Source organism: Lysinibacillus sp. FSL K6-3209 (genome assembly GCF_037976175.1).
Taxonomy (GTDB): domain Bacteria; phylum Bacillota; class Bacilli; order Bacillales_A; family Planococcaceae; genus Lysinibacillus; species Lysinibacillus sphaericus_D.
In genome coordinates, this window is the sequence record NZ_CP150264.1 from 1,592,142 (window position 1) to 1,615,156 (window position 23,015).

26 protein-coding genes are annotated in these 23,015 nt (G+C 39.4%); 22 read left to right on the forward strand and 4 right to left on the reverse strand.

Annotation, left to right across the window (positions count from 1 at the left end; genetic code table 11):
• Positions 1–77 precede the first annotated feature (77 nt).
• The 16 genes from MHH88_RS07570 to MHH88_RS07645 all read left to right on the forward strand — a co-directional run bounded on the left by MHH88_RS07570 (position 78) and on the right by MHH88_RS07645 (position 14,217).
• Entirely contained in the window at positions 78–308 is a 231-nt protein-coding gene (locus MHH88_RS07570) for a hypothetical protein (RefSeq protein ID WP_024364274.1), read from the forward strand.
• Positions 309–392: 84 nt separating this feature from the next.
• A complete protein-coding gene (locus MHH88_RS07575; RefSeq protein WP_339262213.1) occupies positions 393–1,163 on the forward strand; it encodes a protein-glutamate O-methyltransferase CheR in 771 nt (256 codons plus the stop codon).
• 372 nt (positions 1,164–1,535) lie between these two features.
• Complete coding sequence (aroC, locus tag MHH88_RS07580; RefSeq protein ID WP_339262215.1) at positions 1,536–2,717, forward strand: chorismate synthase; 1,182 nt, start codon at positions 1,536–1,538, stop codon at positions 2,715–2,717.
• 3 nt (positions 2,718–2,720) lie between these two features.
• Positions 2,721–3,812 (forward strand): 3-dehydroquinate synthase, encoded by a 1,092-nt coding sequence (gene aroB / locus MHH88_RS07585; protein WP_069511772.1) that lies wholly within the window; start codon positions 2,721–2,723, stop codon positions 3,810–3,812.
• Positions 3,809–4,177 carry a chorismate mutase gene (gene aroH / locus MHH88_RS07590; RefSeq protein WP_069511770.1) on the forward strand — a complete coding sequence of 123 codons (369 nt, stop codon included), beginning with the start codon at positions 3,809–3,811 and terminating at the stop codon, positions 4,175–4,177. Before aroB ends, aroH begins: the two co-directional genes overlap by 4 nt.
• A 19-nt stretch (positions 4,178–4,196) precedes the next feature.
• A complete protein-coding gene (hisC, locus tag MHH88_RS07595) occupies positions 4,197–5,297 on the forward strand; it encodes a histidinol-phosphate transaminase (protein WP_339262217.1) in 1,101 nt (366 codons plus the stop codon).
• Entirely contained in the window at positions 5,294–6,391 is a 1,098-nt protein-coding gene (locus MHH88_RS07600; protein WP_069511766.1) for a prephenate dehydrogenase, read from the forward strand. Before hisC ends, MHH88_RS07600 begins: the two co-directional genes overlap by 4 nt.
• 99 nt (positions 6,392–6,490) lie before the next feature.
• Positions 6,491–7,780 (forward strand): 3-phosphoshikimate 1-carboxyvinyltransferase, encoded by a 1,290-nt coding sequence (gene aroA / locus MHH88_RS07605; protein WP_339262219.1) that lies wholly within the window; start codon positions 6,491–6,493, stop codon positions 7,778–7,780.
• A gap of 286 nt (positions 7,781–8,066) precedes the next feature.
• Positions 8,067–9,335, forward strand: coding sequence for a tetratricopeptide repeat protein (locus MHH88_RS07610; RefSeq protein WP_081327941.1), 1,269 nt, complete (start codon positions 8,067–8,069; stop codon positions 9,333–9,335).
• Between the two features lie 14 nt (positions 9,336–9,349).
• On the forward strand, positions 9,350–9,907 hold the full coding sequence (locus tag MHH88_RS07615; RefSeq protein ID WP_024364265.1) for a ReoY family proteolytic degradation factor: 558 nt from the start codon (positions 9,350–9,352) through the stop codon (positions 9,905–9,907).
• A 151-nt stretch (positions 9,908–10,058) separates the two neighbouring features.
• Positions 10,059–10,508 carry a DUF2487 family protein gene (locus tag MHH88_RS07620; RefSeq protein ID WP_024364264.1) on the forward strand — a complete coding sequence of 150 codons (450 nt, stop codon included), beginning with the start codon at positions 10,059–10,061 and terminating at the stop codon, positions 10,506–10,508.
• Between the two features lie 155 nt (positions 10,509–10,663).
• Positions 10,664–11,167 carry a ubiquinol-cytochrome c reductase iron-sulfur subunit gene (locus tag MHH88_RS07625; protein WP_069511762.1) on the forward strand — a complete coding sequence of 168 codons (504 nt, stop codon included), beginning with the start codon at positions 10,664–10,666 and terminating at the stop codon, positions 11,165–11,167.
• A gap of 22 nt (positions 11,168–11,189) precedes the next feature.
• The gene (locus MHH88_RS07630) at positions 11,190–11,864 is read left to right on the forward strand and encodes a cytochrome b6 (protein ID WP_024364262.1); all 675 of its coding nucleotides are present in this window, start codon (positions 11,190–11,192) and stop codon (positions 11,862–11,864) included.
• A 42-nt stretch (positions 11,865–11,906) separates the two neighbouring features.
• Positions 11,907–12,680, forward strand: a complete 774-nt coding sequence (locus MHH88_RS07635) for a menaquinol-cytochrome c reductase cytochrome b/c subunit (RefSeq protein ID WP_025219080.1) — start codon at positions 11,907–11,909, stop codon at positions 12,678–12,680.
• A 205-nt stretch (positions 12,681–12,885) separates the two neighbouring features.
• The gene (locus MHH88_RS07640) at positions 12,886–13,482 is read left to right on the forward strand and encodes a DUF1405 domain-containing protein (protein WP_069511760.1); all 597 of its coding nucleotides are present in this window, start codon (positions 12,886–12,888) and stop codon (positions 13,480–13,482) included.
• Positions 13,483–13,542: 60 nt separating this feature from the next.
• Positions 13,543–14,217 (forward strand): zinc metallopeptidase, encoded by a 675-nt coding sequence (locus MHH88_RS07645; RefSeq protein ID WP_024364259.1) that lies wholly within the window; start codon positions 13,543–13,545, stop codon positions 14,215–14,217.
• A gap of 110 nt (positions 14,218–14,327) precedes the next feature.
• Here the strand turns inward: MHH88_RS07645 and MHH88_RS07650 are convergent, their stop codons facing one another.
• Positions 14,328–15,197, reverse strand: a complete 870-nt coding sequence (locus MHH88_RS07650) for a YitT family protein (protein WP_339262224.1) — start codon at positions 15,195–15,197, stop codon at positions 14,328–14,330.
• A 115-nt stretch (positions 15,198–15,312) separates the two neighbouring features.
• Between MHH88_RS07650 and MHH88_RS07655 the strand changes: the two genes are divergently transcribed.
• From MHH88_RS07655 to MHH88_RS07680, 6 genes are all read left to right on the forward strand, one after another.
• Entirely contained in the window at positions 15,313–15,648 is a 336-nt protein-coding gene (locus tag MHH88_RS07655; protein ID WP_024364257.1) for a nucleotide pyrophosphohydrolase, read from the forward strand.
• Positions 15,648–16,445 carry a 4-hydroxy-tetrahydrodipicolinate reductase gene (dapB, locus tag MHH88_RS07660; protein ID WP_024364256.1) on the forward strand — a complete coding sequence of 266 codons (798 nt, stop codon included), beginning with the start codon at positions 15,648–15,650 and terminating at the stop codon, positions 16,443–16,445. The genes MHH88_RS07655 and dapB overlap by 1 nt, the downstream gene beginning before the upstream one ends.
• Positions 16,446–16,463: 18 nt before the next feature.
• On the forward strand, positions 16,464–16,868 hold the full coding sequence (gene mgsA, locus MHH88_RS07665; protein WP_024364255.1) for a methylglyoxal synthase: 405 nt from the start codon (positions 16,464–16,466) through the stop codon (positions 16,866–16,868).
• A gap of 31 nt (positions 16,869–16,899) precedes the next feature.
• Positions 16,900–18,045 (forward strand): N-acetyl-alpha-D-glucosaminyl L-malate synthase BshA, encoded by a 1,146-nt coding sequence (gene bshA, locus MHH88_RS07670; protein ID WP_024364254.1) that lies wholly within the window; start codon positions 16,900–16,902, stop codon positions 18,043–18,045.
• A complete protein-coding gene (locus tag MHH88_RS07675) occupies positions 18,032–19,207 on the forward strand; it encodes a CCA tRNA nucleotidyltransferase (protein ID WP_339262227.1) in 1,176 nt (391 codons plus the stop codon). The genes bshA and MHH88_RS07675 overlap by 14 nt, the downstream gene beginning before the upstream one ends.
• A gap of 598 nt (positions 19,208–19,805) precedes the next feature.
• Entirely contained in the window at positions 19,806–20,789 is a 984-nt protein-coding gene (locus tag MHH88_RS07680) for a biotin--[acetyl-CoA-carboxylase] ligase (RefSeq protein ID WP_069511748.1), read from the forward strand.
• Positions 20,790–21,101: 312 nt separating this feature from the next.
• On the opposite strand, the gene MHH88_RS07685 is transcribed toward MHH88_RS07680, so the two are convergent.
• From MHH88_RS07685 to MHH88_RS07695, 3 genes are read right to left on the reverse strand one after another with little or no spacing between them, the layout of a single operon-like run.
• A complete protein-coding gene (locus MHH88_RS07685) occupies positions 21,102–21,935 on the reverse strand; it encodes a DUF4097 family beta strand repeat-containing protein (RefSeq protein WP_339262229.1) in 834 nt (277 codons plus the stop codon).
• A complete protein-coding gene (locus tag MHH88_RS07690) occupies positions 21,936–22,535 on the reverse strand; it encodes a DUF1700 domain-containing protein (protein WP_025219086.1) in 600 nt (199 codons plus the stop codon).
• The gene (locus MHH88_RS07695; protein ID WP_024364248.1) at positions 22,528–22,848 is read right to left on the reverse strand and encodes a PadR family transcriptional regulator; all 321 of its coding nucleotides are present in this window, start codon (positions 22,846–22,848) and stop codon (positions 22,528–22,530) included. Before MHH88_RS07695 ends, MHH88_RS07690 begins: the two co-directional genes overlap by 8 nt.
• Positions 22,849–23,015: the final 167 nt, after the last annotated feature.

The following is a 23,015-nucleotide window of genomic DNA, read 5'->3' on the forward strand; positions in this document are numbered from 1 at the left end:
GAATGGAGTACACTTAAAAAAGGAAACTATTTGCTTGTTTTATCGTATAATCTTTATAGATAGGGGGAAGAGAAATTATGGAAATCGCTATTGTTGCTATTATTGGTGGCATAATGGTCGCTTTGGCTGGAATATTTACTGATGCGCGTACAAAGGGGCAAAAACTTAAATTAAAGACAATCGAACAAGAAGTGGAGTTAGAGAAGCTAAGATTGGAATCATATACAAAAGAAACCGAAAAACTGCGACTAGAATTGGAACATTCGAAAGTGCTACTATTAGAAGAGAAGAAAAATACAACGAGGTAACTTTGAATACACATGAAAGACTATTTCAGTAAAGGCATTTTTCCGCTATAATGGAAATACGACGCTAGAGGGGAAGATGACCGTATGTCAGATTATGAACAATTTGTAGAAGGTATTAAGCGCAAAACTGGTATTGATTTAGCGTTATATAAAGAAGCGCAAATGAAAAGACGATTAACTTCACTCTATGAGAAAAAGGGATATCGTAATTTTGTTGATTTTTTAAAGGCGCTTGAGCAAAATCGCGATTTAATGAATGAATTTCTAGATCGTATGACCATTAATGTTTCAGAGTTTTATCGAAATGGAAAGCGCTGGGAAGTATTGCAAAAGAAAATTTTTCCAAAGTTATTGCAATCGAACAAGCGTTTAAAAATTTGGAGTGCTGCCTGTTCTACTGGGGAAGAACCTTATTCATTAGCAATGGTATTATCACAATTAGTGCCGTTATCGCAAATTCAAATAATCGCCACAGATTTAGATGAAAATGTTATTCAAAAAGCTAAATTGGGTGTCTATCCAGAGCGTTCTTTAGCAGAGGTACCAAAAGATATTCAGGCGAAGTATTTTGAGCAAGAGGGAAGCTTCTACCGAGTGAAAGATGAAATTAAACGTTGTGTGACCTTTAAAAAGCATAATCTGCTTAACGATCATTATGATGCCAATTATGATCTTATCGTGTGCCGCAATGTGATGATTTACTTTACCGAAGAAGCAAAGGATCAAATCTATGCAAACTTCAGTAAAGCATTACGACAAGATGGTATTTTATTTGTCGGCTCAACGGAGCAAATATTTAATCCTTCGCGTTATGACTTTGAAGTAGAGGATACATTCTTCTATCGAAAAAAATAGCAAACTATATGATGAAAAGCATTCGTACAGTGAACAAGATGACTGTCACGTACATAAATTGCCAAGACACTAGACATAGATGATCGTACGCTTTTCGCTTGTCATAAGCAAAAAGCGTATTTTTTTATTAAGTTAACCATTTCACTGCCGATAATTTCCAGGAGAATGTGTAGCGTTAAGAGTTGGATGTGTTACTAGAAAACCTTCTTTTTTTAAATGAATCGTTCAGAATATTCGCATATAATGTTGTGCTGTCTATTTGAACGTATTAATGTCAAGGTGGTATGACATTTGTAAAAGGACTGTTTTTTTAGAGAATATATGTTATAGTGAAAAATACATACTTTAGCGAGTTGAAGGGAGAAAGCGTTTATGCGTTACTTAACAGCAGGAGAATCACACGGACCGCAATTAACAACGATAATTGAGGGTTTACCGTCACTTTTACCAATTACAGCAGAGAAAATTAATCATGATTTAAAACGTCGTCAAGGAGGGCATGGCCGCGGTCGCCGTATGCAAATTGAGACGGATACAGTAGAAATAGTAGGTGGTGTGCGCCACGGACAAACGCTTGGCTCTCCTGTCGCGCTTGTTGTCACAAATGATGACTGGAAGCATTGGACAAAAATTATGGGGGCAGAACCATTGGCAGAGGATATCAATCCAGAAGATATAAAGCGTCAGATTTCACGTCCGCGTCCTGGTCATGCAGATTTAGTAGGCGGTATGAAATATGGGCATCGCGATTTACGCAATGTTTTAGAGCGTTCTTCTGCGCGTGAAACAACTGTCCGCGTCGCTGTTGGTGCCGTTGCTAAAGCATTATTAAATGAGCTTGGTATATCAATTGTGTCACATGTTACAGAAATCGTAGGCATTAAGGCAGACACTTCTGTAATTGAAGGGAAATCAGTAGCAGAAATTCGTACAATTGTTGAAGCAGATCCATGTTACTGTGTAGACCCTGTTGCTTCTGCAAAAATGGTGGAGGCAATCGATGAAGCGAAAAAAGCAGGTGACTCTATCGGTGGTGTTGTTGAAGTAATTGTTGAAGGTATGCCAGCTGGTATTGGCTCTTATGTGCATTACGATCGCAAGCTTGATGCGAAATTAGCGGCCGCTATGTTATCAATTAATGCCTTTAAAGGTGTTGAATTTGGTATTGGTTTTGAAATGGCTCGTCGCAAAGGTTCAGAAGTACATGACGAAATTATTTGGTCAGAAGAAGAAGGGTATACACGTGCAACGAATCGACTGGGTGGCTTAGAAGGCGGTATGTCAACAGGTATGCCAATTGTCGTTCGCGGTGTTATGAAGCCTATTCCAACGCTATATAAACCTTTGCAAAGTGTTGATATTGAAACAAAAGAACCGTTTAAAGCAAGCGTTGAACGTTCTGATAGCTGTGCAGTACCGGCGGCATCAGTTGTTGCTGAACATGTTATTGCCTGGGAAATAGCAAGTGCGATTATGGAACAATTCCACGGAGATCAATTGCCACAACTACAAGCTCAAATTGAAGAACAACGCCGTTACGCAAAGGAGTTTTGATATATGCGTGTACCAGTAGCGACAACATCACATCAGTATGAAGTAGTGCTTGGGCATAATTTTTTAGCTGAAGCAGTCAAAACATTTGACGATAAACTGCAAAAAGCAGATAAACTCATTGTTTTTACAGATGCCAATGTGTGGGCTGCCCAAGGGGAATATTTTAAGGGCCATTTCCCATATGACTTTGAGGTCTTTGTGCTACCGGGTGGTGAAGCTTGTAAAACGTTTGAACAATACAATGCAGCACAAACTTTCTTACTTGAACAAAAATGTTCACGAAAATCATTTATTTTTGCCTTTGGTGGCGGAGCAGTTGGCGATTTAACAGGCTTTGTTGCAGCTACCTATATGCGAGGGGTACCGTTTATTCAAATCCCAACGACGATTTTAGCACATGACTCAGCCGTTGGAGGTAAAACAGCCATCAATCATCCACTAGGCAAAAATATGATTGGTGCTTTCTACCAGCCTGAAGGGGTCATATTCGATACGGCCTTTATTGAGAGTTTACCTGAGCGTGAGGTGCGTTCGGGGACAGCTGAAGTCATTAAACACGCAATGATATCAAATGCTTCCTGGCTACAGCAATTAATGGCGGCTGAATCAGTTATTCATTTTAGTACAACGGAATTGGCTCAACAGCTAAAGGCGGGCATTGAAGTAAAGGCGAAAATTGTATCCGAGGATGAAACGGAGCAATCTGTGCGCAAATATTTAAACTTAGGTCATACATATGGCCATGCCATTGAAGCAGCAGCAGGTTATGGGAAAGTCGCACACGGTGAGGCAGTGATGATTGGTCTTGTGTATTGTCTTTTACTTAGTGAGCGATATGGTAAGCTAAATCGTGACTTTACAACAGCATTTTTACATTTTGCTGTAAAAAATGGCTATCCTTTTGAAGCGGTGAATGATTATTCATTTGAACAGTTAACAACGTATTTATTAAAAGATAAAAAAGCGGAATATGGCGTACTACAATTTGTTTTACTGGAAGAAATCGGGAAACCTTTTGTACGACCAATTGAGTTAGCAGAATGCAAAGAGATAGATGCTGAATTCCGCCAATTATTAGCGGAGGTGCTTGGATGATTCGTGGATTAAGAGGCGCAATTACAATTGAATTGGACAAGCCAGAGTTTGTTTGGGATGAGACAGCTAGATTAGTACGTGAAGTAGTGGCAGCAAACGATGTTACAGTAGAGGATATTGCTTCTATTGTCATTTCGACAACGCCAGATATTACATCAGCGTTTCCAGCGCGTGCTGTAAGGTTAATGGAAGGATGGCAGTATGTGCCTGTTATGTGTATGCATGAAATGGACGTGCCTGGAGCTCTGCCATTATGTATTCGTGTGTTAATTCATGCGAATGTAGAAATGGCGCAAAAAGATGTAAAGCATATTTATTTAAATGATGCAATCAAATTAAGACCAGATTTAGCCCAAGCTAAATAATTAAGAGGAGATGTTTGAGATGAAATGGAAACAACAATTGGACGGTATGCAAGCATATAAGCCAGGTAAACCAATTGAAGAAGTACAACGTGAATTTGGCTTACAAGAAGTCGTAAAGTTAGCATCAAATGAAAACCCATTTGGTTGCTCCCCTAAGGTAACAGCATATTTACACAATAGTGCAGTAAACCATGCATTATATCCAGACGGCTATGCGCAAAACTTACGTACAACTGTAGCAAATCATGTAGGTGTCAAAGAAACACAGCTTCTTTTTGGCAATGGCTCGGATGATATTATTGCAATTCTTACTCGTGCGCTGTTGTATCCAGGTGTGAATACAGTCATGGCAGATCCATCATTCTCACAATATGCTCATAATGCTGAAATTGAAGGCGCGGAAGTTCGTAAAATTTCTTGTATTGATGGCGCACATGACTTGGACGCTATGGCGGCAGCAATTGATGAAAATACTTCGATTGTGTGGGTATGTAGCCCGAATAATCCAACTGGTGTTGTCATTGCAGATACTGATTTACGAGCGTTTTTAGCGAAAGTACCAAGCGATGTACTGGTCGTGTTAGATGAAGCGTATATCGAATATGTGACACACCCTGGTCATAAAGAAACACTACCATTAATTAACGAGTATCCCAATGTACTATTAATGCGCACATTCTCAAAAGCATACGGTCTTGCTTCCTTCCGAGTAGGGTACGCAATTGGTCAACCTGAAGTCATTGCTAAACTGGATCCAGTGCGTGCACCGTTTAACAATACGATTTTAAGTCAAGCAGTCGCGGCAATTGCAATAAGTGACCAAGACTATATTAAAAATTGCTGTAAAGCAAATGAAATTGGTAAAAAGCAATATGTTGATTTTTGTGAAAAGCATAATTTGAAATACTACCCATCTGATACGAACTTTATTTTATTTGACACGAAAGCTAATAGTGATGTTGTTTTTCAGAAACTTATGAAGCGCGGGTTTATTATTCGCAGTGGGAATGCTTTAGGTGCCCCTGGTTTTATTCGTGTAACAATTGGAACTGAAGCGCAAAATGCGGCATTGTTACAGCATCTAGAAGCGGTGTTAAAAGAACAAGGAGTTTTTGCATGACACGCAAAGTTCTCGTAATTGGTTTAGGCTTAATTGGGGGCTCGATTGCTCTTGCTTTACAAAAAGCACCTGACACAAAAATTATAGGCTATGATATGGACGAAACAACACGTGAACATGCTAAAACCTTAAATATTGTTCATGATATTGTGACAAATCCACAAGATGTTGCAGCAGAGGTTGATATCATTATTTTTGGGACACCTGTTAACGCTACACTTGAGTGGATGGAACAATTAAAAACATGGCCGTTAAAAAATAAAGTGATTGTAACAGATACAGGTAGCACGAAAAAAATGATTATGCAAAAAGCTGGAGAGTTACGTGAATTAGGCATTACCTTTATCGGTGGACACCCGATGGCAGGGTCTCATAAAAGTGGTGTTTTAGCGGCAAAGGCTCATCTTTTTGAAAATGCGTACTATATGTTAACACCACTAGCGGGTGAAGAAATTATTAATATGGCCCAACTTGAAAGTCTATTGAAATTCACACATGCCAAAGTTGTTAGTGTATCTGCACGTGAGCACGATCATATGACAGCCGTAGTTAGCCATTTCCCGCATGTTATTGCAGCATCTCTTGTGCATCAATTAGGCGGAGAAAATGGTGAATATCCGATGACACGCTCACTGGCCGCAGGGGGCTTCCGTGATGTCACGCGTATTGCATCATCTAATCCGATACTATGGCGTGATATTACACTACAAAATCGTGATGAATTAGTAGCCCAACTTGAGGGGTGGCAATCCGAAATGAATCGTGTGAAGGAGCTTCTACTAAATGGAAGCTCTGCTGATATTGAAAACTATTTTGCAATTGCTAAGGAGCTCCGTGATGAATTACCAATAAGTGCTGGAGCAATGTTTACGTCGTTTGATTTGTATGTCGATGTTCCTGACTACCCAGGGGTAATTTCTGAAGTAACAGGCTTACTAGCGGATGAAAAAATTAGTATTACTAATTTACGTATTGTAGAATCTCGCGAGGATGTCTTCGGTATACTTGTCATTAGCCTGCAAAGTGAAAGTGATCGTGAGCGCGCAGCTGCATGTATTCAACAGCGTGCCAAATTTGAAACATATATTTCATAGGAAAGTGCATTCGCGTTAAGAGAGACGTTGAATTACTAATTAAAAGAAAGCGTCGATATATCGGCGCTTTCTATCTTCATATGGAGGCGGGAGATAACGATGAGTGAAAAAGTATTACAGTATCATAAACCATCATTACAAGGGCACTTAACAATCCCAGGTGATAAATCAGTGTCACATCGTTCAGTTATGTTTGGCGCTATCGCAACAGGGAAAACAACGGTGGATGGCTTTTTACTTGGAGAGGATTGTTTAAGCACAATAGATTGCTTCCGCAAGCTTGGTGTCAAGATTGATGTGGACGGTACAAATGTAACAATTGAAAGCGCAGGAATGGAAGCATGGCAAGAGCCTAGCGAAGTGCTATATACAGGGAACTCCGGTACAACGACTCGCTTAATGCTTGGCATTTTAGCAGGCTCCAACGTACATTCTGTAATGACAGGGGATGCATCAATTGGGAAGCGTCCGATGCGACGTGTCATAGATCCACTACGTCAAATGGGTGCTCATATTACGGGACGTGCAGATGGACAATATACACCGCTTGCCATACAGGGTACAACGCTACAAGCGATAGACTACCAAATGCCTGTGGCGAGTGCACAAGTGAAATCTGCTATTTTATTAGCAGGTTTACGTGCGCAAGGTACAACAGTAGTGCGTGAAACGGAAATTTCTCGCGATCATACAGAGCGCATGTTACGTCAATTTGGGGCACAAATAACTGTGGAGGAAGGCGTTATCTCATTTGAAGGTGGACAAAAACTATTAGGAACACATGTGTCAGTGCCAGGAGATATTTCATCCGCAGCATTTTTCTTAGTGGCGGGTGCTATTTGCCAAAATAGTAAAGTTGTTTTAGAAAATGTGGGCATTAACCCAACGCGTGATGGGGTTATTGAAGTGCTTCGAAATATGGGGGCGTCAATGACAGTAGTGCCAAATGAAGACGATCAATCTGAGCCAACAGCAACTATTACAATTGAAACGTCTACATTAAAAGGCACAATTATTGAAGGCGATATAATTCCACGACTAATCGATGAAATTCCGATTCTTGCACTTTTAGCAACACAAGCACATGGTACAACCATTATTAAAGATGCTGAGGAGCTTAAAGTGAAGGAGACAGATCGGATTACAGCTGTGGTCGATGAATTACAAAAACTTGGTGCACGTATTGAAGCAACTGAGGATGGCATGGTGATTGAAGGACCAACGCCATTACAAGGGGCTAGCTTAAAAACATACGGAGATCACCGTATCGGTATGATGGGCGCTGTGGCAGCGTTAATTACGAATGGTGCAGTGACATTAGATGATGCGGAATGCATCGCTGTATCCTACCCATCGTTTTTCGAGCATGTTGAGGCTGTAAAGAAATAGTCTGCAAATGAATGTTTTCATCTATTGTCATTCTTTATTATCTAGATTTCTTACATGACAGTTTAGTTGATGTAGCAGTTGGCTGTAATTCCACCAGTTTGTAGTGGGTTGTCGAATAATACAGGCAGTAATATGTACAAGTATTTTTAATTAAACAAGACAATAGACAAATGCGTCATTCTTTGGGTTGTCTAAAGTCTGGACTCCCCAATCCTTTTGGGGAGTTTTTTCTTGTTTCGAAAGAAAATATTTTGTAGCATAAAGATATACAAGAAAGAATAGGTGAATGACTGTGAATAATGCGATGACTGAAATGATGCAAGCACTTGAGCAAGGGGATTTAGCTTTAATAGACCAGCTACTCGAATCTTTTTTAATGAAGGAGTTACCTGAGGAAATTTACGCACTGGCGGAAGTTTTTATGCAATATGGGTATATGAAAGAAGCGGACCGTGTACTGGAGCATTTGCAATTTTTATTCCCTGAAGAGGCACAATTAAAAATTGATCGTGCCAATGTCTTAATGGAGCTTGGTGATGAGGACGAGGCGTTAGACATGTTGTTAGCAGTCGAAGATACAGCTCCAGAGTACCCGCAAGCATTACTAGTGCTAGCTGATTATTATCAAATGCAAGGGTTATTTGAGGTAGCAGAAAAGCGCATTAATGAAGCGCTAGCCATCTTACCTGATGAACCACTACTACAATTTGCTAAAGCCGAGCTTTTATTTGAGACAGGGCGTTTTCTAGAGGCCGCACGCCTTTATGAAGAATTACATGAACAACAGGAAGACTTTGCAGGTATCAGTCTCGTTGAACGATTAGCTGAAGTATATCGTGCAGGCGCTGCCTATGAAACAGCTTTAGACTATTATTTAGCAGCACTTGAGGACGAAGTGAAGCCAGATATTTTATTTGGCGCAGCATACGCTGCATTCCAATCACAAAAATATGAAATGGCGATTAAACAATTAGAGGACTTAAAGGAATTGGATCCGGATTATTTCTCTGCTTATTTATTGCTTGCGGAAAGCTATGCTATGACGGAAGACAATAAAAAAGCATATGCTGCCATTAAAGAAGGTTTAAAGCGTGATGAGTACGATAAATCATTATTCCTATTCGCGGGTAAAATGGCATTAAAAAATGCCTTGCCAAATGAAGCTGAAAGTTATTTACGTGAAGCGATTGCCTTAGATCCTGAATATATGGAGGCAGTATTAACACTCATCTCTATATTGACACAGCAAGAACGTTTTGAAGATGTTGTTGAATTATTTGAGACATTGCAAAAAAATGATTTTGAGTGGAACACTTTATACCCTTACGCTGCCGACGCATATGCAAATTTAGAATTGTACGACCGTGCATACGAATTTTACCGTTTGGCATATACTGATTTTAAGGAAGACGCAGCATTTTTAGAAAAATATGTTTATTTCTTATTAGAAGAAGGCAAGCGTTCAGAGGTTAAAGAGGTAATCGGTTATTTAATCAAGCTTCAGCCAGGTGAACCACAATGGCAAGAGATGTTAGAAGGCTTAGAATTAGAGTAAAGGAGGGAGTGGGTATGACTGCTTCTGTATCAGTTGTCGATAAAAAAGCATTTGTTCGCTGGTTTTTGAAAAATTACCAATTAAAACGTCGTGAGTGTGTATGGATTTTAAATTACTTATTAAGTAATGATGAGTTGTTAAAACGAATACGGTTTGTAGAAGAAGCACACTATTGTCCTAGAGCAATGGTGATGTCTACAGTAGACTCAACAGGTGTACCATTTCGTTTTTATAAAGGCAATGTGATGACAGCCGATGCCGAGAAATCTTTCCATGACTTACGTTTACATGAGCAAGAAGATATGTATATACAATTGAACTTCCCAAATATACCGCCAAGTGCCCAATACTTAGCAGTTCTTGAAGAAAACCCTTATATGCCAGAAACATTGATTGTTAGTGAAAAAGATCGTTTACTGGCTGAAGAATTACTTTCCAATAGTTTACTCGTATTCCAAGAAGAAAAATTACTTGCACAAATTGATGAAGCTCTAGATAAGGGCGATGAAGAACGATTTTATGAATTGTCTAATTTGTTACAAGTTTTAAAGGAAACTGCTAATTTACAATAATCTCAAGCCGAATAGGTAAAAATTGAATGCCCTTTCTCCACCTCTATATGGTAACATGACTAGTGAATGATTGTTTTCACTTTTTATTGGTTATCCTATTAAAGAGTGGAAAAGGGCATTTTTATTTTGTAATCGTAAGGAGGGTTGTTGGATGTATTTTAATGCAAACGATGTAACATCTTTTTTAGCGCAGAAGGATTTTATCGATACAGCGATTGTACCACTCGTAGGGATCGATTTTGCTGCTGAAAAGTTGAAGCAAAGTGGCGCAGAAGCAGATTACTTATTATCGTTAACGGCTTTTATTGAACAACAGTTTAAAGGACGTTTACTAGTGATGCCACCATTTTCATATAGTACGACCTTGAAAAACGAAGAATTGCCAGCGCAATTAGAAGCACAATTACATACTGCTGGTTTTAAGCATGTGTTCTTCATTACTTGTGACCATTTTTGGACAAATATTGGAGATGTAGTAAATATCATTTGGTTGCCAGCTATTCCGTTAGAATCCATGGATAAAGGCGTGAAAAACACCATTCTCGAAGATCAGTTACGGCAAGTAATCCCTGTATTTTCGACTAAATGGTCACAAATTTAGCAATTTGTTTCAATAAATGTTCACATTCTCCAGGTTTCCACAGAATGCTATATTGACCAAGCTATGGACTTGATATATCATAGATATGTCCTAGTATTACTATTTGTAAAAGTATGTCCGTTGGACTGACCTTTAAAGTTAGAGGGGGGAAAAGGATGAGTAACAATCGAGTTTCACGTCGTCAATTTCTAAGCTACACACTTACTGGTGTTGGCGGATTTATGGCGGCAGGTATGTTGATGCCAATGGTTCGTTTTGCAATTGACCCAGTCTTACAAAAGCATGAAGGTGGGGATTTTATCAAAACCGAACATAAAGTCGCCGACATCACAGAAGAGCCAATTAAAGTTGACTTTACTTTTGAACAAGTTGACGCATGGTACAAATCTAACGTTACAAACGTAGCTTGGGTTTACAAAAGTGGCGACCAAATAATTGCTCTATCACCAGTTTGTAAGCATTTAGGTTGTATGGTGGACTGGGGTGGCGATAAAGCACACCCAGATCAATTCTTCTGTCCTTGTCATGCAGGGCGTTACGAGAAAAACGGGGCAAACATTGCAGGTACACCACCTCTAGGTCCGTTGGATGAATTTGAAGTACAAGAAAAAGATGGTTATTTAATGATTGGTCCAGCAAGAGCAAATACTCTAGTTTAATTTGTAAGGGGGTACGAATTCAGTGCTAAATAAAATTTATGATTGGGTCGATGAACGATTAGATATTACACCGATTTGGCGTGATATTGCCGACCACGAAGTGCCAGAGCACGTGAACCCTGCACACCATTTTTCAGCATTCGTTTACTGCTTTGGTGGATTAACATTTTTCATCACAGTAATTCAAATTCTTTCTGGTATGTTCTTAACAATGTACTACGTACCAGACGTCGTGAATGCCTGGAAGTCAGTTTATTATTTACAAAACGAAGTAGCATTTGGTGAAATCGTACGCGGTATGCACCACTGGGGAGCTTCATTAGTAATCGTAATGATGTTCTTACATACGCTTCGTGTATTCTTCACAGGGTCTTATAAGAAACCTCGTGAGTTAAACTGGATGGTTGGTGTAGGTATTTTTGGAGTAATGATGGGTCTTGGTTTTACAGGATACCTATTACCATGGGATATGAAAGCATTATTCGCTACTAAAGTAGGTATCGAAATTGCAGCATCTGTACCGTTTATCGGTTCGATGATTAAAGTATTATTAGCGGGTGACAGTACTATTCTTGGTGCTCAAACGTTAACACGATTCTTTGCGATTCATGTATTCTTCTTGCCTGCAGTATTGTTTGGGTTACTTGCAGCACACTTTATCATGATTCGTCGTCAAGGAATTTCAGGGCCGTTGTAATACTTCTTGACGGTTCGATGATTTTTTAAAGGAGGGGACACTATGCATCGCGGAAAAGGAATGAAATTTGTCGGCGATTCTCGTATCAAAGCGAATCACAGAATGCCGAACGTTCCAAAGGATTATTCCGAATATCCAGGTAAAACTGAAGCTTTCTGGCCGAACTTCTTACTAAAAGAATGGATGGTAGGTGCTGTTTTCTTAATCGGTTATTTACTGTTAACAGTCGCTCACCCATCTCCACTTGAAGGGCCAGCTGATCCAACAAGAGCATACACGCCATTACCGGACTGGTACTTCTTATTCATGTACCAACTCTTAAAATACTCATTTGCTTCTGGTCCATATAATGTTATCGGAGCAATTGTCATTCCAGGTCTAGCATTTGGAGCGCTATTATTAATGCCATTTTTAGATAAGAGTCCAGAACGCCGTCCGTCTAAACGTCCGTTACCAACTGCGTTTATGTTATTAACATTGGCTGCTATGTTCTATTTAACTTGGGAGTCAGTTGTTAATCATGACTGGGAAGCTCAAAAAATTCAAGGTGCTATCGTGGAAACTGTAGAGTTCGATAAAGGCTCAGAAGGTTACCAAATCTATGCCGGCTCTGCATGTATTACATGTCACGGTGAAGGCTTAGAAGGTGGTGCTGGTGCGCCAACACTTATGAACACTGGCTTAACAGCTGATGAAATTAAGGATATCGCACACAATGGTACGCCTAGCGGTAAAATGCCAGCAGGTCTATGGACAGGATCTGATGAAGATCTTCAAAAGCTTGCTGAGTTTATCGAAAGCTTAAAAGCTGAATAATTTCAAAAAGAGTCAGGAAACTGACTCTTTTTTTCTAGTTTTTATCAAAATTATATGGATGTTTACGATATACTTATTAAGGCAAAGCTTTGAAAGGAAACTACGATAGGACATAGTGGACTAAGAAGCGCAGCCGTCACATCATACATAAAAATCGAGGAAAAAAGACATCTTAGAATAGACGGATAGTAAAGGAGTTTTAATCATGCAAATAACGCGTGCAAATATTTGGTATCTCCTTACGCATAAAACATTTTTAATCATTTTACTGCTTATTAACTTGTTAGGAACCATTTACGGCTATTACTGGTATGGTTGGCAACTTGCGATAACGAAGCCGATTTTTTATATTTTTGTACCAGATAGTCCCACTGCTAGTTTATTTTTTTGTTTTGTGTTGCTGGCATGGATTCTAGGAAAAAGATGGCCATTGATGGAAGTATTAGCGCTTGTAACATTGGTTAAATATGGTATTTGGGCGGATGTGATGAATCTTTGGACGCTAGTTGAAACGGGCTATATAGGCTGGCAAGGTTGGATGCTGATTGCTTCACATTTTGCGATGGCTGTCCAAGGTGTTCTTTATATCGGTAAATATGTATTTTCATATTGGCATGTTGCTTTTGCTGCAGTATGGACTTTGCATAATGATGTCATTGACTATGTATTTGGACAAATGCCAATGTACCGTGATTTAGCAGACTATACAAGTGTCATTGGCTATTTTACATTTTGGTTATCAATTGCTTGTATTTTTATCGCCATTTTCTCAATTAGGTGGCGCAAATATTTGCCCAATTAGGGAAATCTCTATAGAATTATAGTATCGAGATAGAAAGGGGTTAGAAAATTGTCAACAAGCATGTATATTGTTTATTTTGCGATTATTATGCTGCTGCCATTGTACGCACAGATGAAGGTAAAAGGTACGTATAAAAAGTTTGCAAAGGAACGTACCATGAAGGGACAAACTGGTGCTGAGGTAGCTAGGGCGATCTTAGATGCGAACGGCTTGTACGATGTGCGAGTTGTGCCAACCCAAGGTGTGTTATCTGATCACTACAATCCTGCGACAAAAACAGTCGCATTATCAGAAAGCAATTTCTATGAAGCAAGTGTTGCTGGCGCAGCAGTTGCTGCCCATGAAGTAGGCCATGCTATTCAGCATAAAGAGGCATATTCAATGCTTACTTTACGCAGTAAGCTTGTACCAGTTGCAAATATTTCATCGAACGCATCTTGGATATTCGTTATGATTGGTATTTTTTCTGGGTTATCAAACATGTTATTACTAGGTATTGTCCTATTAGCAGCAGGCGTAGTGTTCCAATTAGTTACGCTACCAGTTGAATTCGATGCATCGAAACGTGCATTAGTGCAAATGAATTCGCTTGGTATTATTACGAATGAAGAGGAACGCCCAGCACGTAAAGTGTTAAGTGCCGCTGCGTTAACTTATGTGGCAGCTGCAGCAGTAGCTGTATTAGAATTATTACGTTTAATATTAATATTTACAAATATGCGTAGTGACGACTAAAAAACTTGTTATAGTGGGTTAACCACTATAACAAGTTTTTTTAATTGATTTACATAGCTAGTATTTTAGAATCTATTTAATCTACGCTACTGCAATAGGTGCGAACCTACTTAATGTAAAGGTTGCTTTTGATCGTCGAGCGTAAAACCTTCTCCCGCAACATCCCGAACTTCTGAAATAGAGACAAAGGCATGTGGATCGACCTCATGGATAATGGATTTTAAGCGTACCACTTCATTGCGTCCGACAACGCAGTAAATCACTTCTTTTGCTTGTTTTGTAAAGTGACCATGACCTTCTAAAATCGTGACACCTCGTTCCATGCGCAAAGCGATCATATCCGCTATCGCACTAGACTTTTCTGAAATAATGAGTGCGCCACGCCCTGAATAGGCACCATCTTGTACAAAATCAATAACACGAGCACCTACGAATACAGCGACAAGCGTGTACATCATCGAACGTGCATCTAAAAATGTTAGCCAAGATAATAAAATAACAATGGCATCAAATATAAACATTGTTTTCCCCATACTCCAGCCTAGATATTTATGTCCGAGACGTGCTAATATATCCACACCACCAGTTGTACCACCGAAGCGGAACACAATGCCTAGTCCAAGTCCAACAAAGATACCGGCAAACAATGCCACAAGAAATAAATCATCCTCTAAGTGAATGATGAATTGATATTTCTGGAATATTTTTAGGAAAATTGATACTGAAATTGTACCAATTAATGTGTAAATAAAAGATTTTTTACCTAGTAAGCGCCAACCTAAAATAAACATTGGAATATTCAATAGTAAATTAAGTAATGCGGGGTCCCAACCTAGTGTAAAATAGAGAACAAGGGTAATTCCGCTAAAACCGCCTTCACCTAAATGATTTTGCATATTAAAGTGTACAAATCCAAAGCTAAAAATGGCTGCTCCGAGCATTATTGCGATAATATTACGTATTTTAATCTGTTTAAACATAAGACCTCCTGTAGTTCTTAACAATGAAGTAGTGGATTCTATTATCTGTCATTTTATTGTTTTTGACAACAATGGTGTAAATTTTATACGATGGTAATTAGGAGTGTGATATTGGATGACAGAACAAATAACGATGCAAGCCTTGCAAAAACGTGTGGATGATTATATTGGGCAATTTAAGGAAGGCTATTTCCCACCTTTTGAACTACTCGCACGTTTAACGGAGGAGCTTGGAGAACTGTCGCGCGAAGTGCAGGACGTTTACGGTCAAAAAAAGAAAAAGAGCACAGAAGAAACGAATAGTATCGAAGAAGAATTAGGTGACTTTTTCTTTGTTTTAGTATGCTTTGCGAATGCACAAGGTATAAAATTAGATGAGGCACTGTTGCGTGTCATACATAAATTTGAGACGAGAGATAAGGATCGCTGGACAAGAAAGGAAGAGGAATAATGTCGATTCGTGTAGCCATTGCAGGGCCAAGAGGAAAAATGGGAGCAGAAGCTGTACATACAGTTATGAAACATGCCAAAATGGAGTTAGTAGCTGTACTAGATTATAAAGAGGTTGGTCATACATTAGCGGATTTAGAAATGTTCCCAGCAAGCTATACAGCACCAATATTTACAGATATGCATGAACTAGTAGAGGCAACGGCCCCTGATGTTTTAGTCGATTTAACGAATCCACATGCAGTATATCATCATACAAAAGAAGCTTTAAATTTAAATGTACGACCAGTGATTGGTACAACAGGTTTTACAGATGCACAACTAGAAGAATTATCAGCACTTGCGAATGAAAAGGAGTTAGGTTGTATAATTGCACCAAACTTTGCGATTGGCGCGATTCTGATGATGAAATTTGCTAAAGAAGCAGCAAAATATTTACCTGATGTAGAAATCATTGAGATGCACCACGATCAGAAGTTAGATGCACCATCTGGTACAGGGGTTAAAACAGCACAAATGATCCAAGAGGTGCGCGCACAAAAAATGCAAGGTCATCCAGAGGAAAAAGAAACGATTGAAGGAGCAAGAGGAGCAGATTTTGATGGCATGCGCATTCATTCTGTTCGCTTACCTGGTTTAGTGGCACACCAGCAAGTATTATTTGGAGGAGACGGGCAACTGTTAACCATCCGTCATGACTCATTAAATCGTAATTCCTTTATGTCTGGCGTTGCTTTTTGTGTAGAAGAAGTTATGAAAATGGATCAGCTCGTTTATGGTTTAGAAAACATCATCTAAAGAACGGATGGAATACTTATGAAAATTGCATTGATTGCACATGATCGCAAAAAAGATAATCTAGTACAGTTTGCTATTGCTTACCGCGATATTTTAAATGAGCATACGCTTTATGCTACAGGTACAACAGGGCAACGTGTGATGGAAGCTACGAGCTTAGAAATTACACGTTTTCGCTCAGGTCCTCTTGGAGGAGACCAACAAATTGGCGCTATGATTGCCAATAATGATATGGACATGGTAATTTTCTTCCGTGATCCATTAACAGCACAACCACATGAGCCAGATGTTTCTGCACTTATCCGTCTTTGTGATGTTTACCAAGTGCCACTGGCAACAAATATGGGAACTGCAGAAATATTACTAAAAGGCCTACAAGAAGGCTTTGTGGATTGGAGACTGATTCAAGAAAGACGAGACTAAAAGACGTGATTTTAGAAAGGATGATCATCGAATGAGAAAGCTAAAAATCGGCATTACCTGTTATCCAACTGTTGGAGGCTCTGGTGTGATTGCAACAGAATTAGGAAAAATGCTTGCAGAGAGAGGACACGAAATACATTTCATCACCTCCAGCGTACCATTTCGATTGAATAAAATTTATCCGACCGTCTTTTTCCATGAAGTAGAAGTAAACAATTATTCAGTATTTCAGTATTCGCCGTATGATATTGCATTAGCGAGTAAAATGGCGGACGTGATTAAAGATGAAGGGCTAGACGTACTCCATGTACATTATGCCATCCCACATGCCGTATGTGCGGTGCTAGCCCGAGAAATGAGTGGGCAAAATATAGGTATTGTGACAACGCTACACGGCACAGATATTTCCGTGCTTGGACAGGATTCAACGCTTTCACAAGCTATTAAATACGGCATTGATAAATCTGATATTGTCACAGCGGTATCACAGTCACTCAAAGAACAAACTTACAAACTAATTGATACAGTAAAACCAATTGAAACAATTTATAACTTTGTAGATGAGCGTGAATATCGTCCACTTGACGCTGGTAACTTAAAAGAACAGTTTGGTATTCAAGCTGATGAAAAAGTTATCATTCATGTGTCAAATTTCCGTAAAATTAAAAACCTGCCTCATATTGTCGATGCCTTTATGAAAATCCGTGCTAATATGAAAGCGAAACTATTGTTAGTAGGAGATGGACCTGAAAAGCATCGTGTGATGGATCAAGTAAAGGAAAGTCCATATGTCAAGGATGTTTTATTTTTAGGCAAGCAAGAAAATTTAGCTGAATTATACGCTATTAGTGACTTAAAGCTATTACTGTCCCAACAGGAATCTTTTGGCCTTGTACTGCTAGAAGCAATGGCTTGTGGTGTGCCATGTATCGGTTCGAACGTTGGTGGAATACCAGAAGTCATTGATCATGGTGTCGATGGCTACTTAGTAGAATTAGGCGATACAGATGCTGTAGCTGAGTATGCTGTAGAATTATTAAATGATGAAGATAAATTACTTCGTTTCCGTGAAGCAGCAATGCGCGCAGTCAATGAAAAATTCCATTCATCTAAAATTGTCGAGCAGTATGAACAACTGTATGAAAAGGTAGCGGAAATAAACCATGCAAAACACTAAAGAATGGCAAGCAGCCTTCACAGTTATTGAGCAATTGGAGGAGGCTGGCTTTGAGGCAGTTGTCGTAGGTGGCGCTGTGCGAGATGCAATTTTACATCGTCCTGCACATGATGTTGACGTAGCGACAAATGCATTGCCGCAAGAAGTTAAAACTGTTTTTAATCGTACCGTAGATATCGGTATTCAACATGGTACTGTACTTGTCATTGTGCCAGAAGGGCCTGTCGAAGTAACGACTTATCGCACAGATGGAGAGTATACAGATCATCGAAGACCAGAGGAAGTTCATTTTGTACGTTCCTTAAAAGAAGATTTACAGCGCCGTGATTTTACGATGAATGCTATAGCCATGCGTAAAGATGGCTCGTTTGTTGATTTTTATGGTGGACAACGTGATATTAAGGCTGGCGTAATTCGAGCTGTAGGCGAGGCGAAGGTTCGCTTTGCCGAGGATGCCTTACGAATGCTAAGAGCTGTGCGATTTTCAGCACAGCTTGGCTTTTCGATTGAAGCGGCTACCCTCCAGGCAATGCAGGAGAAGGCTCCCGATATTGCATGGGTTGCCAAAGAGCGCATGAAGGCTGAACTTGATAAGTTATGGATAGGGAAAGATGTATATAATGGCATTAAAAAGCTTGAAGAGAGTGGACTGGTGTCTTATTTACAAGGGGATTTCCAAGTAGACCATTGGCGTGGCTTTACTGCAGAAAATGCAACTTGTGGTTGGGCGTATTTTGCTCTTGGACAAAAAGAAAATTGGCAGGAAGTGTTGCGTACCTATCGTTTATCCAATAAGGAAATGGCATTTGTAAAGGCTGTTTTAAGTGCGCTCCATGCCTTACAGAATGGCTGGACGAGTATGGACTATTTTACGTATTCGCTAGAGGAGCTCGAAACAGCACACTACTTTGCACAATTGAAAGAGCTAGTTACCATTTCGCAGCACAGTATACGTGAGGTGCAGGCAAGATTACCAATACGAAATCGCCAAGATCTTGTAGTGAATGGAATGGATTTACTACAATGGTCTGAACAAAAACGTGGTCCATGGCTAAAAGAAGTGTTGCAAATGATTTTAACGGCTGTTGTTAACGGGGAGCTAATGAATGAGCGAAACCACATAAAGGATTGGTTTGAGCGTGCGTATGTCCATAAAGGATGAATCATTGATTATATAAAAAGTAAATCAAGCAAGTGACAATAAGTGACCATTGAAAATACGTCATTAAAAGGTCACTTGCTTTATCTTTTTTGAAACATGGACACACTTGATACATAAACAACGTGTAGTAACTTTCAACCAAGGGGTGTTTTGGTGATGAGTGACATGAACCATTTAAAAGCGAGAGGGTTATACTGATAGAACTGGAACAAGAAGATTGGAGCCCTGTGCATGCATATGTATCACAACCAATTGTTTGCCGATATCAACCTTTGGGTCCGAATTTCGAGAAAGAGTCACAAGGTTTTGTAACACAAGTGGTTTTGGTGGTGGCTAACGTTCCGAGAAGTCGCTTCGTTTTTGCTGTTATGGAAAAGAATCGAGTCATTCTAAGCGCGGCAAAACTGTTGGAAAAAAGTGGCGTGACGTACGAAGTTAGAATACGGCAAGATTTGCTATAAAAAGATGGTTGGCGAGATTCTTTTTTATTCAGTATTTTAAAGCATGAATGCTAAATCTTTTACGCATTTCGTGCTAATTAGATAGGTTATGGGTTAAGGTTTGCAATGAAGAAAAATACTAAAGGATTGGTTTGAGTATGAGTATGTCCATGAAAGATGAAATTTTAAAAAGATTATTAGCATCTAGCGGTGAGGCGGTTTCAGGACAGGAGCTGGCAGATTCACTAGGAGTATCACGTACTGCTATTTGGAAGCATATGCAGACGTTGCAGGAGGAAGGCTACACTTTTGAAACCGTTAAGAAAAAAGGTTATGTGTTGACTGGTGTACCGAATAGCTTAAGTCCAACACAAATAGAATTATTTTTAAATACAGAACGTTTAGGGCGAAAAATTCACTATTTTGATGTAGTCGATTCCACACAAACCATTGCCCATAAACTTGCACAGGAAGGAGCTCCAGATGGCACAATTGTGATTAGTGAAGAACAAACAGCGGGGCGTGGACGTATGGCAAGACCATGGGAATCTGCAAATGGCACGGGCATTTGGATGACTATCATTTTACGACCAGACGTCTCACCACAGCAAGCATCTTCGTTCACACTTGTCGTAGCGGTTGCAGTTACAATGGCGATTAAAACATTGTATAAACAGGTAGAGCCTGCTATTAAATGGCCAAATGATTTACTGATAAACGGAAAGAAATGCACAGGTATTTTAACAGAGATGCAGGCAGAGGCAGACCTTGTACAAGCATTGCTTGTAGGAATCGGCATCAATGCCAACCAGCTAGAGAGTGACTTCTCACCAGACATCGCAGATATTGCCACATCGTTACGTATTGCGGCAGGGGAGGAAATTAACCGTGCTGCACTTGTCGCAACAATTTTGCAATATTTGGAGCAGTTTACTGCATTATACGTAAAAGAGGGCTTCTCTAGTATTAAAGCGCTTTGGGAGCAGATGTCGTGCACGATTGGTCAACGCATCGAAGTGACGACTTTAAGAGAACGCTTTGAAGGAATTGCCAGCGGTATTACAGATGAAGGCGTGCTTCAGCTAACGCAAAACGATGGGACAATACGAACGATTTATTCGGGAGATGTTAAAATTTTATAAAAAATAAAGAGGCTGGGACATAAGAGAAAAAGTGTTAGATTGAACCCAATCAATCTAACACTTTTTCGCTATGCCGTTGTTGCCCGCGTCTTACATTATGTGCTGTTCTGAGCTGGAGTCACCACCTTCGCTACCAACAACTAGTGAACACTTCTAATTTTTTTAATTGCAAAAGCAAGAATAGCTAAGGTCCCCATAACAAAAATTTATGAACAGCTTTCCTCTGTTCCTTAAATTATTTTAGTTTTGTCCTAGCCTCTTTGTTTTTAAGTAAGATAACGTTTCATTATTAGCGCTTAGGCTATGTGACGTTTAGTTTAAAGATAAATCTAAATCCCCATGTGACAGAGATACATTGAGCTGATTGTTTCCTTCAAGAAGTTGTGAAGCTTTGCCATTGTGCTCACGATCATTCACTGTAATCTCCCCAAAACTTGTGTTTAACTCAAAACCTAGTTCACTTTTTTTATTTTGCAAGTCTAACGTTGTGTCCCCAAAGTTAGAGGTGATTTGTGATTGACCGTTAAGTGTTCCTTCTATATCAATTTCTCCATGCTCGCTTTCAACAACAACGCCATTACTGTTAAATTGTTCGAGTGTCAAATCCCCAAACGCCTGTGTAATCTCCGTTTTCTCACCTGTAATATTTTGGAGTAGGATATCCCCATAATCCCCTTTGATAGTTAGCTGTTGGTAATGTAGCCCTTTAAGCATCGTATCGCCAAAATCACTGTCTACTATAAGCGAATTTAACTTTGCATCTTTTGGCACAGTAATGATGATCGAAGGTGTTTGAAAATTTCCAATGCCAAATGTGACGCCAGTTTTTCCTTTACTTTTTGTTTCAACTGTTAATGTACCATTGTCCATGCTATAAGATACATCCGTGTTTTTAACGACATTTGTTTCTAATGTGTAGGCATCACCCTGAAGAATTTCGACATCTCCATAGTTATTTACTACATGAATATCTGAAAATGCTTTAAGTGAATGGGCATTTTTTTCGAGCCCATTATTACTTGGTACTGTGAAGCCGTTATCCCCTTTTACAATAACCCATTTACCACCAGAGGTAAAACCAATGACGGCAAGTAAAATCCCTAAAGTAATCATACTAAAAGCGATGAGCTTATGTCGTGAAGTCATCTATAGTCCCCCCTTGTGCTTTTTCGTCATTTTATGGAACAAGTTTGCCAGTACTTCCACGCAAACCATACCAATTTTCTTCAGTAAGCGGGCAACAATCGGGAAAAGCAGGACGCCTAAACCTGTTACCACTAATCCTATCCCTATAAAGAGTAATGCGGTTGGCCAGTGTTCGGTTAATACGAGCACTCCTGAAATAAGTGCTACAATACCGCCAAAGAAAATACTTAATACCATTGCCACGATTGCAATAACAAAACTAAAAATAACTGCTCCAACCGAAATAATAAGTGCTACCGCTACAGCAAGTAATGGTAAAGATAGTGGTGCCGATAAAATTGCAAGAATAATAAGCCAAATAGCCGTCATATTTTTCTTTGTAGAAGCGGGTGTTGCATCTAAATCCTTTAAGGCAAAGTCAGCCATTATTTGTGAGGCCACAACAGAAGGAGAGCCTAGTTGTTGTATCACTTGCTGCTCATTTTCTACGCCTGCTTCATCAAAATACTCTTCATAATAGACAAGCGCTGCATTTAGTTCATGCGCGGGAAGACGACGTAATTTCCCTCGTAGCTTTTTTAAATAGCTTTCTCTATCCATCTAATTTCCCTCCTAAAAGTACACAATCAACTTTTTGTTTATACATTTGCCATTCCTGTAAAAGCTCTAGCAATCGTTTACGCCCTTGCTCGGTAATCTGATAATACCGTCTATTTCGTCCTTGATAGGGTTGGTCATACGTTGTTAGATAGTTAGCTTTTTGTAAACGACGTAATACCGGATACAGCGTTGATTCGGATATATCCATCACAGATTGTACTTGCTGTGTTAACGAGTAACCGTATGCATCCTCTTTATCGACAATCGCAAGTACACAAGCGTCAAGTAATGCGGAGCCAAGCTGAAATGTCATCTTTCCACCTCACATTCTATTACCTATACAAGGTTTTATATTATATGTTGTATAGTATGTGGATAGTATATGACGTATAGTATATATTTGTCAATTTTTTTACCATTATCTTTACAAATAAATGCTCCTTGTAGTGAATTGCTAGAAAAAACTATTTGAAGATTAGC

Excerpts from the sequence above, each read along its gene's own strand:
- MHH88_RS07685 (WP_339262229.1), bottom strand. The coding sequence starts at position 21,935 with ATGACTTCACGACATAAGCTCATCGCTTTTAGTATGATTACTTTAGGG.
- MHH88_RS07675 (WP_339262227.1), top strand. The coding sequence starts at position 18,032 with ATGCAAAACACTAAAGAATGGCAAGCAGCCTTCACAGTTATTGAGCAA.
- aroB (WP_069511772.1), top strand. The coding sequence starts at position 2,721 with ATGCGTGTACCAGTAGCGACAACATCACATCAGTATGAAGTAGTGCTT.
- MHH88_RS07575 (WP_339262213.1), top strand. The coding sequence starts at position 393 with ATGTCAGATTATGAACAATTTGTAGAAGGTATTAAGCGCAAAACTGGT.
- MHH88_RS07635 (WP_025219080.1), top strand. The coding sequence starts at position 11,907 with ATGCATCGCGGAAAAGGAATGAAATTTGTCGGCGATTCTCGTATCAAA.
- MHH88_RS07680 (WP_069511748.1), top strand. The coding sequence starts at position 19,806 with ATGAGTATGTCCATGAAAGATGAAATTTTAAAAAGATTATTAGCATCT.
- MHH88_RS07640 (WP_069511760.1), top strand. The coding sequence starts at position 12,886 with ATGCAAATAACGCGTGCAAATATTTGGTATCTCCTTACGCATAAAACA.
- MHH88_RS07620 (WP_024364264.1), top strand. The coding sequence starts at position 10,059 with ATGTATTTTAATGCAAACGATGTAACATCTTTTTTAGCGCAGAAGGAT.
- aroA (WP_339262219.1), top strand. The coding sequence starts at position 6,491 with ATGAGTGAAAAAGTATTACAGTATCATAAACCATCATTACAAGGGCAC.
- hisC (WP_339262217.1), top strand. The coding sequence starts at position 4,197 with ATGAAATGGAAACAACAATTGGACGGTATGCAAGCATATAAGCCAGGT.
- MHH88_RS07695 (WP_024364248.1), bottom strand. The coding sequence starts at position 22,848 with ATGACATTTCAGCTTGGCTCCGCATTACTTGACGCTTGTGTACTTGCG.
- MHH88_RS07600 (WP_069511766.1), top strand. The coding sequence starts at position 5,294 with ATGACACGCAAAGTTCTCGTAATTGGTTTAGGCTTAATTGGGGGCTCG.
- MHH88_RS07615 (WP_024364265.1), top strand. The coding sequence starts at position 9,350 with ATGACTGCTTCTGTATCAGTTGTCGATAAAAAAGCATTTGTTCGCTGG.
- MHH88_RS07570 (WP_024364274.1), top strand. The coding sequence starts at position 78 with ATGGAAATCGCTATTGTTGCTATTATTGGTGGCATAATGGTCGCTTTG.
- MHH88_RS07625 (WP_069511762.1), top strand. The coding sequence starts at position 10,664 with ATGAGTAACAATCGAGTTTCACGTCGTCAATTTCTAAGCTACACACTT.
- MHH88_RS07610 (WP_081327941.1), top strand. The coding sequence starts at position 8,067 with ATGACTGTGAATAATGCGATGACTGAAATGATGCAAGCACTTGAGCAA.
- dapB (WP_024364256.1), top strand. The coding sequence starts at position 15,648 with ATGTCGATTCGTGTAGCCATTGCAGGGCCAAGAGGAAAAATGGGAGCA.
- mgsA (WP_024364255.1), top strand. The coding sequence starts at position 16,464 with ATGAAAATTGCATTGATTGCACATGATCGCAAAAAAGATAATCTAGTA.
- MHH88_RS07655 (WP_024364257.1), top strand. The coding sequence starts at position 15,313 with ATGACAGAACAAATAACGATGCAAGCCTTGCAAAAACGTGTGGATGAT.
- MHH88_RS07645 (WP_024364259.1), top strand. The coding sequence starts at position 13,543 with ATGTATATTGTTTATTTTGCGATTATTATGCTGCTGCCATTGTACGCA.
- MHH88_RS07650 (WP_339262224.1), bottom strand. The coding sequence starts at position 15,197 with ATGTTTAAACAGATTAAAATACGTAATATTATCGCAATAATGCTCGGA.
- aroC (WP_339262215.1), top strand. The coding sequence starts at position 1,536 with ATGCGTTACTTAACAGCAGGAGAATCACACGGACCGCAATTAACAACG.
- bshA (WP_024364254.1), top strand. The coding sequence starts at position 16,900 with ATGAGAAAGCTAAAAATCGGCATTACCTGTTATCCAACTGTTGGAGGC.
- aroH (WP_069511770.1), top strand. The coding sequence starts at position 3,809 with ATGATTCGTGGATTAAGAGGCGCAATTACAATTGAATTGGACAAGCCA.
- MHH88_RS07690 (WP_025219086.1), bottom strand. The coding sequence starts at position 22,535 with ATGGATAGAGAAAGCTATTTAAAAAAGCTACGAGGGAAATTACGTCGT.